The sequence below is a fragment of the Paraburkholderia sp. genome, assembly GCF_026225065.1.
Lineage (GTDB): Bacteria > Pseudomonadota > Gammaproteobacteria > Burkholderiales > Burkholderiaceae > Paraburkholderia.
In genome coordinates, this window is record NZ_JAMFSB010000195.1 from 1 (window position 1) to 12,504 (window position 12,504).

General features: G+C 60.6%; 12 protein-coding genes. 7 read left to right on the forward strand and 5 right to left on the reverse strand.

Features of this window, described 5'->3' with window-relative positions; all coding sequences use genetic code 11:
• Positions 1–223 precede the first annotated feature (223 nt).
• The 5 genes from M0954_RS14470 to M0954_RS14490 all read left to right on the forward strand — a co-directional run bounded on the left by M0954_RS14470 (position 224) and on the right by M0954_RS14490 (position 5,521).
• Positions 224–1,528: a gallate dioxygenase gene (locus M0954_RS14470; RefSeq protein WP_297353917.1), complete on the forward strand. Its 1,305-nt coding sequence runs from the start codon at positions 224–226 to the stop codon at positions 1,526–1,528.
• Positions 1,529–1,650: 122 nt separating this feature from the next.
• Entirely contained in the window at positions 1,651–3,000 is a 1,350-nt protein-coding gene (locus M0954_RS14475) for an aromatic acid/H+ symport family MFS transporter (RefSeq protein ID WP_122152180.1), read from the forward strand.
• 66 nt (positions 3,001–3,066) lie between these two features.
• Positions 3,067–4,092: an amidohydrolase family protein gene (locus M0954_RS14480; protein ID WP_297353920.1), complete on the forward strand. Its 1,026-nt coding sequence runs from the start codon at positions 3,067–3,069 to the stop codon at positions 4,090–4,092.
• Between the two features lie 17 nt (positions 4,093–4,109).
• Positions 4,110–4,793 carry a 4-carboxy-4-hydroxy-2-oxoadipate aldolase/oxaloacetate decarboxylase gene (ligK, locus tag M0954_RS14485; protein ID WP_297353922.1) on the forward strand — a complete coding sequence of 228 codons (684 nt, stop codon included), beginning with the start codon at positions 4,110–4,112 and terminating at the stop codon, positions 4,791–4,793.
• A 20-nt stretch (positions 4,794–4,813) separates the two neighbouring features.
• The gene (locus M0954_RS14490; protein WP_297353924.1) at positions 4,814–5,521 is read left to right on the forward strand and encodes a substrate-binding domain-containing protein; all 708 of its coding nucleotides are present in this window, start codon (positions 4,814–4,816) and stop codon (positions 5,519–5,521) included.
• Between the two features lie 67 nt (positions 5,522–5,588).
• Here the strand turns inward: M0954_RS14490 and M0954_RS14495 are convergent, their stop codons facing one another.
• Both M0954_RS14495 and M0954_RS14500 read right to left on the reverse strand, forming a co-directional pair.
• Entirely contained in the window at positions 5,589–6,710 is a 1,122-nt protein-coding gene (locus M0954_RS14495; protein WP_297353926.1) for a porin, read from the reverse strand.
• A gap of 51 nt (positions 6,711–6,761) precedes the next feature.
• Complete coding sequence (locus M0954_RS14500; RefSeq protein ID WP_297353928.1) at positions 6,762–7,304, reverse strand: hypothetical protein; 543 nt, start codon at positions 7,302–7,304, stop codon at positions 6,762–6,764.
• 534 nt (positions 7,305–7,838) lie between these two features.
• Here M0954_RS14500 and M0954_RS14505 point away from each other — a divergent pair.
• Positions 7,839–9,116 (forward strand): LysR family transcriptional regulator, encoded by a 1,278-nt coding sequence (locus M0954_RS14505; protein ID WP_297353930.1) that lies wholly within the window; start codon positions 7,839–7,841, stop codon positions 9,114–9,116.
• Positions 9,117–9,342: 226 nt separating this feature from the next.
• Positions 9,343–10,563, forward strand: a complete 1,221-nt coding sequence (locus tag M0954_RS14510) for an MFS transporter (protein ID WP_297353938.1) — start codon at positions 9,343–9,345, stop codon at positions 10,561–10,563.
• Between the two features lie 6 nt (positions 10,564–10,569).
• Here the strand turns inward: M0954_RS14510 and M0954_RS14515 are convergent, their stop codons facing one another.
• The 3 genes from M0954_RS14515 to M0954_RS14525 all read right to left on the reverse strand — a co-directional run.
• Positions 10,570–10,971, reverse strand: a complete 402-nt coding sequence (locus M0954_RS14515; RefSeq protein WP_297353932.1) for a hypothetical protein — start codon at positions 10,969–10,971, stop codon at positions 10,570–10,572.
• Positions 10,972–11,015: 44 nt separating this feature from the next.
• Positions 11,016–11,732 (reverse strand): GNAT family N-acetyltransferase, encoded by a 717-nt coding sequence (locus M0954_RS14520; protein WP_297353934.1) that lies wholly within the window; start codon positions 11,730–11,732, stop codon positions 11,016–11,018.
• A 22-nt stretch (positions 11,733–11,754) separates the two neighbouring features.
• Positions 11,755–12,504: SDR family oxidoreductase (locus M0954_RS14525; protein ID WP_297353936.1), on the reverse strand; the 750-nt coding region annotated here is incomplete at its 5' end.

Here is a 12,504-nt window from a genome sequence, read left to right on the forward strand (position 1 = left end):
CGCTCCGGCCTGTGAGGCACACTCCGAAACGCCGGATCTCCGCACGTTTTCGTCAATGTATGTGGTTAACCCCCCCTTTTGATGTTCCCCTCCCAAGGCTACCTTTCGTCCTGACAGGCGGCGCCGTTCCGGCGGCCGTCCTATGCGTCCGCAAAGTGCGGGGATTACACAGCCATTACGCAGAAACGAGCGGGCGGGCGCGACTCTCTGGAGAAGTACTGGCATGGCACGGATTATTGGCGGCATGGCTGCCTCGCACACACCTACGATCGGCTTTGCGTTTGACAAGAACAAACGCGACGATCCCGTCTGGGCGCCGATCTTCGAAAACTTCGCGCCGCTGGCCGCGTGGCTGGCGGAAAAGAAACCCGACGTGATCCTGACCATTTACAACGATCACGTCACGTCGTTTTTCTTCGATCACTATTCGGCCTTCGCGCTAGGCGTCGGCTCGGAATGGCAGGTGGCGGACGAAGGGGGCGGTGCACGCGATCTGCCCTCGATCAAAGGGCATCCCGGGTTGGCCGCGCACATTGGCAATTCGCTCGTGACCGACGAGTTCGACATGTCGTTCTTTCAGAACAAGGCGCTCGATCACGGCTGTTTCTCACCCTTGTCCATGCTGTGCCCGCACAAGCCTGAGTGGCCGGTGAAACTGGTGCCGCTGCAGATGGGTGTGCTGCAATTGCCGGTGCCCAGTGCGCGGCGCTTCTACAAGCTCGGGCAAGCGCTGAGGCGCGCAATCGAGAGTTATCCTGAGGATCTCAAGGTCGCGATCCTCGCCACCGGTGGCCTGTCGCACCAGGTGCACGGCGAGCGCGCTGGATTCAACAACACGGAATGGGACCAGCGCTTCCTCGACCTGTTCGAGCACGATCCGGAGCAACTGGCGGAAATGACGCTTGCCGAATACGCCGAACTAGGCGGCTTCGAGGGCGCGGAAGTGGTCATGTGGCTCACCATGCGCGGCGCGCTGTCGGCCAATGTCACCTGCAAGCACCGCAGCTACTATCTGCCTTCGATGGCAGGCATCGCCACGGCAATCTACGAAGCTGAGGATGGCGAAACGAGTCCAGTGGTCGTGGAACGCCATCGTCAGCGCATGGCGGTTCAGCTCGCCGGCATCGAAAAACTCGAGGGGACGTACCCGTTCAGCATCGAAACGGCGGTACGTGCCTACCGCATCAACGAATACCTGCATCGCATGGTCGAGCCTGCCCAGCGCGAAGCGTTCCTGCGCGATCCCGAAGCGAGCTTCGAGGCGGCCAGCCTGAGCGAGGAAGAGCGGGACCTGATCCGCCGCCGTGACTGGCGCGGGCTGCTGCACTACGGCGTCATCTTCTTCATGCTCGAAAAGCTCGGCGCCGTGACGGGGGTGTCGAACCTCCACATCTACGCCGCCATGCGAGGGGAAACGCTGGAAGAGTTTCAACGCACCCGCAATGCGCCGGACGCTTTGTATTCGGTGGCAGGAAAAACCGCAGGAAAGCTGGATTGGGATAGTACGGGGAAAAAGAAGGGCGAGTAAGCGGACCGTTCGTGGGGCGTCTTTCGCATGACGACCCCACGCGACACTAAATAACCACTGCACGCCGCAGGCGGACCATGGCGGTCACGTGCGAAGCGCAGGCAAGGAGACGGAGAAAACAGATGGCAAGTGGTAAAACAATTGATATCAAGGCCTTTATTGATGACCGCGCGATCTCGGCGTACCAGTGGTTACTGGTGGCGCTGTGTTTTCTCGTGGTCACGGCTGACGGCATGGATGTGGCCATCATGGGGTTTATCGCGCCCTCGATCATTCACGACTGGGGCATTTCACGACCCGCATTCGGTCTGGTGATGAGCGCGGCACCGATTGGTCTCGTGATTGGCGCGCTAACGGCCGGCCCCGCCTCGGATCGTATCGGCCGCAAGGGGGTATTGATTACGTCGATTTTCCTGTTTGGCATTTTCACGATCGCGACGGCTTTTACCCAGTCGCCCGCGACCATGGCGTTGCTGCGACTGCTGACCGGTATTGGCCTCGGTGCCGCGATGCCGAACACGACGACCTTGCTGTCCGAGTACGCACCGCAGCGCAAACGCGCTCTGCTGATCACGATCATGTTCACCGGTTTCAACCTGGGCTCGGCGATGATCGGCTTTGCTGCCGGTTGGCTGATCCCCGCTCATGGCTGGCGTGCTGTGCTGATCTTCGGTGGCGTGCTACCGCTGGCGCTGATTCCGTTGCAGGTCTGGTTGCTGCCCGAGTCGGCCCGTCTGCTGGCAGTGCGCGGCGTCGCGTCCGCGCGCATTGGCGCTATCCTGGGTCGCGTGACGGGAACACGCTTTTCCGGTGACGAGGTCTTCGTCTCGAACGAGCCGCCGTTGCCCACACGCAAGCCGATCGGTGTGCTGTTCGCGCATGGCTACGGCGTCACGACCATGGCGCTGTGGATCACGTATTTCATGGGCCTGCTCGTCATCTATCTGCTGACCGGCTGGCTGCCTACGCTGATGAAGGACGCGGGACTGACGGTCAGCACGGCTGCCAACGTGACCGCCATGTTCCAGATCGGCGGCACCATTGGCGCGATTCTGGTCGGTTGGGTGATGGACAAGGTCCGGCCGGCGCCGGTAATCAGTGCCGCCTACGTGGGCGGCGGTCTGTGCGTGCTCGCGCTGGGCTGGATCGGCGCCATGTCGTCGTCGCTCACGCTGCTGGTGTTCCTCGCCGGCTTCTGCATGAGCGGCGCGCAGACGGGCTTGAATGCCTTTGCGCCGAGCCGGTATCCGACGGTTGCGCGTGCCACCGGTGTGAGCTGGATGCTTGGCGTGGGCCGCTTCGGCAGCATTTTCGGCTCCGCGATCGGCGGCGCGTTGCTCGGGCTCGGCTGGCAGTTCGGCGCCATTCTCGCGATGCTGGCGGTGCCCGCTGCACTGGCCGCCATCGCCATCCTGTTGGCCCAGCGCACCAACGCCAGCGAAGTAGCGCCGCAGCCGACCGCGGCGCATTGAACAATTCGGCGCGCACGTCAGCCAGCGTGGCGCACCGAAGCCTGTTTTAGTTATCTGGAAACAACGATGATCATTGATATTCACGGCCATTACACCACCGCTCCGAAGGCGCTGGAGATGTGGCGCAAGCGTCAGATTGCGGGCATCGACAACCCCGCAGAGCGGCCAAAGGTCGCCGAGTTACAGATCAGCGACGACGAACTGCGCGAATCGATCGAGACCAACCAGTTGCGGCTGATGCGCGAGCGCGGTCTCGACCTGACGATCTTCAGTCCTCGCGCGAGCTTCATGGCGCATCACATCGGCGACTTCGAAGTTTCCAGCACGTGGGCGGCGATCTGCAATGAGTTGTGCTATCGCGTGAGCCAGCTGTTTCCCGATCATTTCATTCCCGCGGCCATGTTGCCGCAGAGCCCGGGTGTCGACATCGCCACCTGCATCCCCGAACTCGTCAAGTGCATGGAGCAATACGGCAACGTTGCGATCAACCTGAATCCGGATCCGTCCGGTGGTCACTGGACCAGTCCGCCGTTGTCCGATCGTGCGTGGTATCCGATCTACGAGAAGATGGTGGAGTACGACATCCCCGCGATGATCCACGTGAGCACGAGTTGCAACGCGTGTTTTCACACCACCGGCGCGCACTACCTGAACGCCGACACGACCGCCTTCATGCAGTGCCTCACATCGGACCTGTTCCGCGATTTCCCCACGCTGCGCTTTGTGATTCCGCACGGCGGCGGCGCTGTGCCGTATCACTGGGGACGTTTTCGCGGACTCGCGCAGGAACTGAAGAAGCCGTTGCTCAAGGACCATCTGCTCAACAACGTGTTCTTCGACACCTGCGTTTACCACCAGCCGGGCATCGACCTGCTTACGCGCGTGATCCCGGTGGAGAACATCCTGTTCGCGAGCGAGATGATCGGCGCAGTACGTGGGATCGATCCGGAGACGGGCCAGTATTTCGACGACACGAAGCGTTATGTCGAAGCCGCTCAGATGAATGCGGACGACCGCTACAAGATCTACGAGGGTAACGCGCGCCGTGTCTATCCGCGCCTCGATGCAGCATTGAAATCCCGAGAACGTTAAAGGAAGGAAGATCAGTCATGTATGAACTGGGAGTCGTATATCGCAACATTCAACGAGCCGATCGTGACGTGGCTGCCAGGCTGGGCGCGCTCGGCTCTGCAACCGTGCACGAGGCGATGGGCCGCACGGGCCTGATGAAACCGTACATGCGACCGATCTATCGCGGCGCAAGCGTTGGCGGCGCGGCCGTGACGGTCCTGCTGCAACCTGGAGACAACTGGATGCTGCATGTGGCAGCGGAACAGATCCAGCCTGGCGACATCGTCGTCGCCGGCGTCACGGCGGACTGCACCGACGGCTATTTCGGCGATCTGCTGGCGACCAGCTTCAAAGCTCGCGGCGCCGTCGGACTGATTATCGATGCGGGCGTGCGCGACGTGAGCGTGCTCGCCGAGATGAAGTTTCCGGTGTGGAGCAAAGCGATCTCCGCCAAGGGGACGGTCAAGGCGACGTTGGGTTCCGTGAACGTACCGGTGGTGTGCGCCGGTGCGCTGGTGAATCCCGGCGATGCTGTGGTGGCCGATGAGGACGGTATCGTCGTGGTGCCGGCTGCCTCGGCGGCCAAGGTTCTGGAAAAAGCGGCTGCGCGTGAAGCCTTCGAAGGCGAGAAACGGGCCAAGCTTGCCTCCGGCGTACTGGGTCTCGACATGTACAGCATGCGCGAACCGCTGCAGAAAGCCGGTTTGCGATATATCGACTGAACAAGACAGCAATCACGGTCATGCACGAAATCGAAACCATGAATCAGGCGATCACGGGGGTCTCTTCAATGGCCACCCGTGATGTGCTGGCCGAATTGAGCGCAGCCTACGAGCGGCGCTCGGGACGCAGGGTGCTGATCGAATCGAAAGGTGGCGTTGTTGCGGCTCGACTCGTTCAGGATGCCGAACCGTTTGACATTGTTGTGCTGGCGGCTGATGTGATTGAGCGGCTGGCAGAAGCGGGCCGCGTTGTGCCGGTCAGCCGGGTCGACCTGGCGCGTTCGGGCGTCGCGGTAGCGGTGGCTGCGGGCGCGCCGCGACCGGATATCGGCACTGAAGCGGCGACTCGCGACGCCATACTCGCCGCACGCAGCATTGGTTATTCGACGGGGCCCAGCGGCAAGAAACTGGTTCGTCTGTTTGAGCGCTGGGGTATTGCGGAGACTATCGCGCCGCGCATGGTGCAGGCGCCGACCGGCGTGCCGGTCGGCACGCTTGTCGCACGAGGCCAGGTCGAGTTAGGGTTTCAGCAATGGAGCGAGATGATGCACGTGCCGGGCATTGATGTCATTGGCGCTCTGCCGGCTGGAATCCAGATCATCACGGTATTCTCGGCCGCTATCTGCGCGGTGTCCGAGCAGCGCGAAGTAGCTCAGGCGCTGCTGTCGTTTCTGGCCTCGCCCGAGGCTGCCTCCGCCAAGCTGGCTCATGGGATGGAGCCGGCCTGATATAGCTACTGAGCCATCGGCAAGCAGCCCGGAATATCCTCGCGGATATCCGGGCTGCAGTGCATGGTCAGAACAGGTGACGAATGCCGATCTGTGCACCGGTTTCGCTCTGACCCGCGCCAGGCGTCAGGAACGATCCCGTTGTGACGCTGGCGCCCGTCATCTTGTACGCCGCCGTATTGGAGTTGTTCAACCTCGATACCACAGCGTACAGTCGCGTCGCCTTGGAGAGGTCGTAGTTGACGATGGCGCTGAACTCGCGCGCCGTGTTGTCCAGCGACGAACTATCCGTGATGAACGCGTATCCGGCACCTACGCTGAAGAACGGGCTGATGTGGTAATCGGCGGAGAACGAGTAGGTATTGTGGTAATTGCCTGCCACGTTGCCGACCACGCCCGTTGCCGGATTGTATTTGCCGGCGGGATTGGCTAGCGCATTTCCGGTCGTCGCGGAGATGATGTCATTGGCTCTGAAGAAGCCAAAATAGATCTTCCCCCAACCATAGTCGTAGTTGGCACCCGCCATGGTTTCCTGAACACGCACGCTGTTCGTGGGGTTGGCCGCATTCAGGTAAGCCAACGCAAGGTAGACCGGACCAATGTTTGACTGCACTGCGGCCTGATAGACCGCATTGCCCGCCGTGTCACCCGCTTCCCCGCCCACCGAATAGTGAAGCTCGACCTGGGTGCCGTAGAACTTCGGCGAGATATACGCGATGTCGTTATCGACGCGAGCCTGCCAGTTGGAAAAGTTGTTAAAACCGGACCCGTAGGTTGCGGCACTGAACGCGTCCAGATTGCCGCTCCATGCGAACATCGGTGTGTTTTGACGGCCGAGCCTCACGTCACCGTAAGGCGACGCAATACCTACCCATGCCTGCCTGTCGAAGAACCGATAGGCGTTCTGCATGGAGCCCGTGCCTGGATCGAAGCCGTTCTCGAGGTCGAATACGGCGCGGTAGCCTCCGCCAAGATCCTCGCTTCCGCGCAGGCCCCAACGGCTGGTGAGTTCCCCGTTGTTACCCAGAGCAACCAACGATTCGTTCTTCCCGCCGGTTTTGGTGGACTGGTAGCCCACAAACTCGTCGAGTACCCCGTACAAGGTGACCGATGATTGTGCCTGCGCGTGTTCTGAAGAAATTACCCCGAGCACCGATATAATAAGTACTGCTATTTTACGTGGATTCATTTTTTAACCTGGCTCCTCTTACCTTTGTCGCTCTAAACTGGATTCTTCGAACTACACACCCGGGTGCGATGCCAGCAGTCGCTTCACAGTCAAAGCAAGCGGCACCGTGAAGCAGAAGTGCGACATGAAGCCACCAATGATGACGGCGGGGTCGTAGTAATTCGGGTGGTTGTCCGAAGCGATCGAGATGGCCACGTGCATCGCGATCCACGCGATGATGGCGTAGAACAGCGCGATGAAAGTCGCTTCGTACCCGCGGCGGCGGAAATACGGCCAGACGAGAGCAAACAGGACGCCCCAGCCGATCGCGAAGCTGAAGTGAATCACGGTGCCCAGAACGTAGGCCCAAACGCCGAGTGCCTCTTGCACGCCTTTACCGAACACAAGACCCGTTGCGTTGCGCGGAATGCCGGCGAGAGGCATCTGATGTTGCACCCCAACCCAGATCAGGGCTTCATAAATCCAGATGCATACCGCGCCGGTCAGGCCGCCAATCGCGCCGGCACGAAATACGGTTTTCAGATCCTGCTTGTCCGAGTTCGAAGCCGAACCCTTGTTGACGTCGTTACCGCTCATGCTGAAGTTGCCGCTCATGTCTACTCTCCTCGAAAAAGCCCCGTATAAAACGTCGTGGTGCGAATGGTCCGCGCCACTTCGCGTGCCGAGCTCCGTGTACCAGGCTCATGCAAAATCGAATACGCTGCGCTGGCCGGGTGGTCATAGCAACGTGATCCGCTGGGACACGAAGATATAGAAAACAGGGATCATGCCGAAGTTGGGGTTAACCATTCGCGATCCGTATAAAGTGCCGATCCAGCATCGCTTTGCGTTTGCGGCCGGGCGGCGTAAGCTTCTGAAATCCTTTCTGTGTAAGGATCTGTTGGTATCCCGAAGCTTCGGCGGTTACGCTTGGAGACAGCGATGAGATCCACAGGTCATAAATAAATCAGATGGGAAAAGAATGAAGTCGCAATCTCGTCTGTGCACGCAGTACAACAGTGGCGAGTGGGTAAGGAACACCTGAATATCCAGAAGGAAATCTTTGGTGTGTCCGCTTGGGAGTCGCTCTCTTTGCGGGTGCTTTCCAGACATCCCGCTTCAATCTCTGACCGATAACCGACGATCACCGTGAGCAACAACGAACTTCTCAACCTGGCCCATCTGCGAGCGTTCAAACTGGTTGCCGACACAGGTAGCGCGACACGGGCTGCCGCCGAGCTCTTTCGCGCGCAGTCGGCGGTGACCCGGTCCGTGCAGGAACTGGAATCGGCGCTTGAGGAACCGCTCTTCGAGCGCAAGCCGTCCGGCATGCTACCCACGCCGACAGGGCGCGCTGTGTTAAAGCGTTGTGAGCGGATCTTTGCCGAAATCGGTGAGCTGGCGCTGTGGTGCGCGCTCAGACAGGCTCGCCGGCGTGTGCCTGCCGAAGGCACGCTGCCGGCCTACCTGCTCAACACCCGACGCTTGCAGATTTTCCGGGCGCTGGCGCGCCATCGTCACATGCCCACTGCCGCGAGCGCGTTCGGCATCAGCCAGCCAGCCGTCAGTAGTGCTATCCGGGTTCTCGAAAGCGGCTCGGGTTTGCGTCTGTTCCATCGCGGCCCGCGCGGCATCCTGCTGACCACCGAGGGCGAGACCTTCCTGTTGTACGTGGGACGCGCGTTGAACGAACTGCGTCACATACCGGATGACATTGCTGCGCTGCACGGCAACATTCAAGGTGCGGTGACGGTCGGCGCGCTGCCACTCGGCCGCACGCTGATTCTTCCCAATGCGATTGCCCGTCTGAGTGCGCAACATCCGGGTGTGCGAGTCATAACGGACGAGAGTGCCTATGAAACGCTGGTGGCCGGCCTGCGGGCGGGCGACATTGATTTCATTCTTGGTGCGCTGCGAGACAATGAGCCGGCCAGCGGTCTGCAGAATGAGAGGCTGGTGACCGAAGACATGGTTGTGCTGGCTCGCCGCGGTCATCCGCTCGCTAACGTGCGTGGCTTGACCATGGCGGACTTGCGCCAGGTTCAGTGGATTGTGCCGCGCATCCATGCTCCGGCTCGCGGGCTGTTCGAATCGCAGTTTCGCCGGTTGAAGCTGAAGCCGCCCATGCCCACGGTCGAAACGGCGGACCTGGCTGTGATTCGCGGACTACTGCTGCATACCGACATGGTGACGGCGCTCTCGGCGCAGCAGTTGCATTACGAGTGCGCGTCGGGGCAACTCGTCGTGCTGGACGTGCCGTTACATAACACGCAACGCGATATCGGCTTGACGGTGCGGGCAGAGGGGACGCCGTCTCCAGCGGCGCGTGCCTTGATCGATGCGATCCGCCTCTCAGTAGCCGACCTCAAGCGACCAGGGTTTCGAGCGGCAGCGGCAACAAACGAGGGCGCCACGTCCTTGACGTGAGCTGACGGCAACGCTGACACCGGTATTTCCGGTACTAGTATGCGTACTGGACTGGATGTCTGGCGGAGGACGCCGTAGGATCGCAAACTGTCGCCCCTGAAACCGTTTCGCGGGGCAAAGCAGCGGCAATACTCAACGGAACGCCAACAGGGTCCGTTGAATGACGGCCACGTTTCCCCCGGATCGAACCATGGCGAACCCGCCCGCTAGCGTCTCGCAGCCTTCAATGCCGCCCGCCCAGGACGGCGCCGTGCATTGGCGCCGTAACCTCATCGTCTGTGTCTTCGGCTCGTTCACCACCATCGTGGCGATGACCTTGCTGCTGCCCTTCCTGCCACTGTATGTCGAAGAACTGGGCGTAAAGAGCCATGCGGCGATCGTGCAATGGTCCGGCGTCGCATATGGCGCCACCTTCCTGTCCGCCGCTTTAACCGCTCCGTTGTGGGGGAGGCTCGGCGATCGTTACGGCCGCAAGCTGATGCTGATTCGCGCCAGCCTGGGCATGGCGGTTGCTATGTCGCTGATCGGCATGGCGCACAACGTCTGGCAACTGGTGGCGTTGCGACTGCTTGCAGGACTCCTTGGCGGCTACGCTTCAGGGTCCACCGTTCTGGTCGCCACCCAGACGCCGAAACATCGATGCGGCTGGGCGCTTGGCATTTTGTCGTCGGGGATCATGGCCGGCAATCTTGCGGGTCCGTTGATTGGCGGTTCGTTGCCGCCGCTGATCGGTGTGCGCGCAACCTTTCTCGCCGCTGGCGCACTCATTTTTATCGCGTTTCTCGCTACGGCGTTTCTTCTCAAGGAAGACCCGCGACTCGCGCCGAAGAAGACCGAGAAGCAGCAGGTCGACTGGCAGTCCATCCCGGATCGACGCCCGGTCGTCGCGATGCTCGTCACCGGTGCGTTGCTGATGGTGGCGAACATGTCGATCGAGCCCATTATCACGGTGTTTGTCGCACAGATCGTCGAGGTGCGCCAGGTGACCTTTGTGGCGGGACTGGTGATGTCCGCCGCGGCCCTGGGAAGCATACTGTCCGCGTCTCGCCTGGGACGGTTGGCCGATCGGATCGGACATTGGAATGTGATCGTCGGCTGTCTGGCGGTCGCAGCAGTTCTGCTGATTCCGCAGGCGTTCGTGACCGCGGGGTGGCAACTCGTGGTGCTGAGATTTCTGATGGGAACGGCGCTCGGCGGTCTGTTGCCGTGCGTGGCCAGTGTCATAAGACACAATGTGCCGCAGACGGTTGCCGGGAGAATGCTGGGCTATTCGACGTCCGCCCAGTACACAGGGCAGGTCCTGGGCCCTTTGTTAGGCGGGTTCGTTGGAGGGCACTTCGGAATGCGCGCGGTGTTTCTCGGGACCTCGGTGCTGATGGCCATCGGTGCGATCTACAACCATATCAACAGGACGGCGCCGAGCCGCAAGACCGTCTCGGTTCAGTGAGGGCATTTACTGCCCGCACTGAACGTCTTTTCTTTGCACCACGATAATCGCTGGGTAGGTGCCCTGATCGAGTTCCACGCGCGCGGTCACGGTGATCGTTGCGCCGTCGCTGTCGTCGTACACGCTCATTTGTTCATGTTTAAGGTTGGTGACGCCGGTACAGTCAAATGCACGGCCCTCATCAGAGATCTTGCATTGGATCGCGTGGTCCGCGAGGTAGCGATATTTGTCTCTGTCGGGGAGGGCGAGGTATTCGGCGAAGCTCTGTGCCGCTCCACCCACACCGGTGACATACCCCGAGTCGCAATGTTGTTTAGGCGTATCGCTGCTCCCGGATGTTTGGGCTATCGCGGCGGTGCTTGCGGTCGCAATGACCAGCGTGAGTGTCGATGCAAAGAGGTATTTCATGGGGCGAATCACGATTGTCGGATCGAAGTGAGGGATTGTAATGGCTAATCTCGCGCCTTGCCGACCAACGCCAGATGCATCTCATGCCGATCGACAAAACCCAGCTTGCGGTACAGCGCGATTGCAGACTGGTTCGATGTGAAGACATGCAGAAACGGCGTCTCGCCGCGCGCACTGATTGCTGCAATCAGCAGCTTCATCAGATCAGCGGCATAACCACGGCCCCTAAACGCCGGATCCACGCAAACGGCGCTGATCTCGGTGAACCCCTCAACCCTCATGCGTTCGCCGGCCATCGCGGCCAGCTTGCCCTGGCTGCGAACACCAATGTATTGCCCGAGTTCGATGGTGCGTGGGCCAAACGGACCGGGCTCCGTGGCCGCGGTCAGAGCGAGCATGTCTGGAACATCTGCCTCGGTAAGGCTGACATGCTGCAGTTCGCTCTGTTGATCGAGCTTGCGTTGCCAGATCATCTGAAGCAACGCAGCACGCCTGACGACCGAGAACCCCGAAGGCAACGCAACCTCATCCGCGGTGATCAGGGCAAGCGAATCTTGCGTGTCGATCAGCGAAAGTAATGCCTCAAAGGACTCCGGGCTGTGATCGGCCACTGCAGCAAAACGCCCGATATCCGACGGATACCGCCGCGCCCGAGCATCCCCGACTGCCAGGTGGTTCTGCTTGCCGGCAAGCGCGTTCCATATCACCGCGTCGAGAGGATGAGCGTCGTTCGCGTCGCTGCGGGGTTTTGCTTCAGACATCGCTTCTCCTGCGTTAGGTCTGTTAAGGCATCGGCAAAGGATTGTCGATGATCATCTGGTTGAGGTAGTTCACAACCTCATGCTCATTCGGCCCGGCGCTGTTGCGCAACTGCTGGCCCGCTTCAACGACCACCTCCGTAGTGGCGGTCTCGAGCAGCGCCATGGTTTCCGCAATGAAGGGCTCCAGTTGCATCGCGCGCGCATCGCCGCTCTTGTATATCAGGTCGGTGTCGACCCAGGGCGGTGCGATCTCCAGCACCCGCACGCTCGTCTCACGCAACGCAAAACGCTGAGACAGCGAGTATGAATGGATAGCAGCCTTGGTTGCCGAATACAGTGCCGCCATCGACATTGGAATGTACGCTACAACCGAACTGTTGTTAATGATAAAGGCTTCCGGCTGCTTCTTCAGATGTTCGATCAGTGCACCGCTAATCCGGACGGGTCCCAGCAGATTGGTGTTCACCTGATTGACTGCCTGCGCGTCATCCAGTGGCCCGGTGACATCGGCGAACGGCATGATGCCCGCATTGTTGATGAGAACATTGAGCGCCGGATACTTTTGTTTCAGGCTCTCGGTCACGCTGGCGATTTGCGCCGGATCGCTTACGTCGATCTCGACGGCATCCATGCCCGGATTGGCCCGCGTCACTTCATCGAGCAGGGCTTTTCGACGGCCGCCGATAATGACCTTGTTGCCCCTGCTGTGAAATGCCTCGGCGAGGCCGCGGCCGATGCCTGAGGTTGCGCCGGTAATGAAAATGGTATTTCC

Excerpts from the sequence above, each read along its gene's own strand:
- M0954_RS14520 (WP_297353934.1), bottom strand. The coding sequence starts at position 11,732 with ATGTCTGAAGCAAAACCCCGCAGCGACGCGAACGACGCTCATCCTCTC.
- M0954_RS14510 (WP_297353938.1), top strand. The coding sequence starts at position 9,343 with ATGCCGCCCGCCCAGGACGGCGCCGTGCATTGGCGCCGTAACCTCATC.
- M0954_RS14500 (WP_297353928.1), bottom strand. The coding sequence starts at position 7,304 with ATGAGCGGCAACTTCAGCATGAGCGGTAACGACGTCAACAAGGGTTCG.
- M0954_RS14470 (WP_297353917.1), top strand. The coding sequence starts at position 224 with ATGGCACGGATTATTGGCGGCATGGCTGCCTCGCACACACCTACGATC.
- M0954_RS14495 (WP_297353926.1), bottom strand. The coding sequence starts at position 6,710 with ATGAATCCACGTAAAATAGCAGTACTTATTATATCGGTGCTCGGGGTA.
- M0954_RS14475 (WP_122152180.1), top strand. The coding sequence starts at position 1,651 with ATGGCAAGTGGTAAAACAATTGATATCAAGGCCTTTATTGATGACCGC.
- M0954_RS14515 (WP_297353932.1), bottom strand. The coding sequence starts at position 10,971 with ATGAAATACCTCTTTGCATCGACACTCACGCTGGTCATTGCGACCGCA.
- M0954_RS14480 (WP_297353920.1), top strand. The coding sequence starts at position 3,067 with ATGATCATTGATATTCACGGCCATTACACCACCGCTCCGAAGGCGCTG.
- ligK (WP_297353922.1), top strand. The coding sequence starts at position 4,110 with ATGTATGAACTGGGAGTCGTATATCGCAACATTCAACGAGCCGATCGT.
- M0954_RS14490 (WP_297353924.1), top strand. The coding sequence starts at position 4,814 with ATGCACGAAATCGAAACCATGAATCAGGCGATCACGGGGGTCTCTTCA.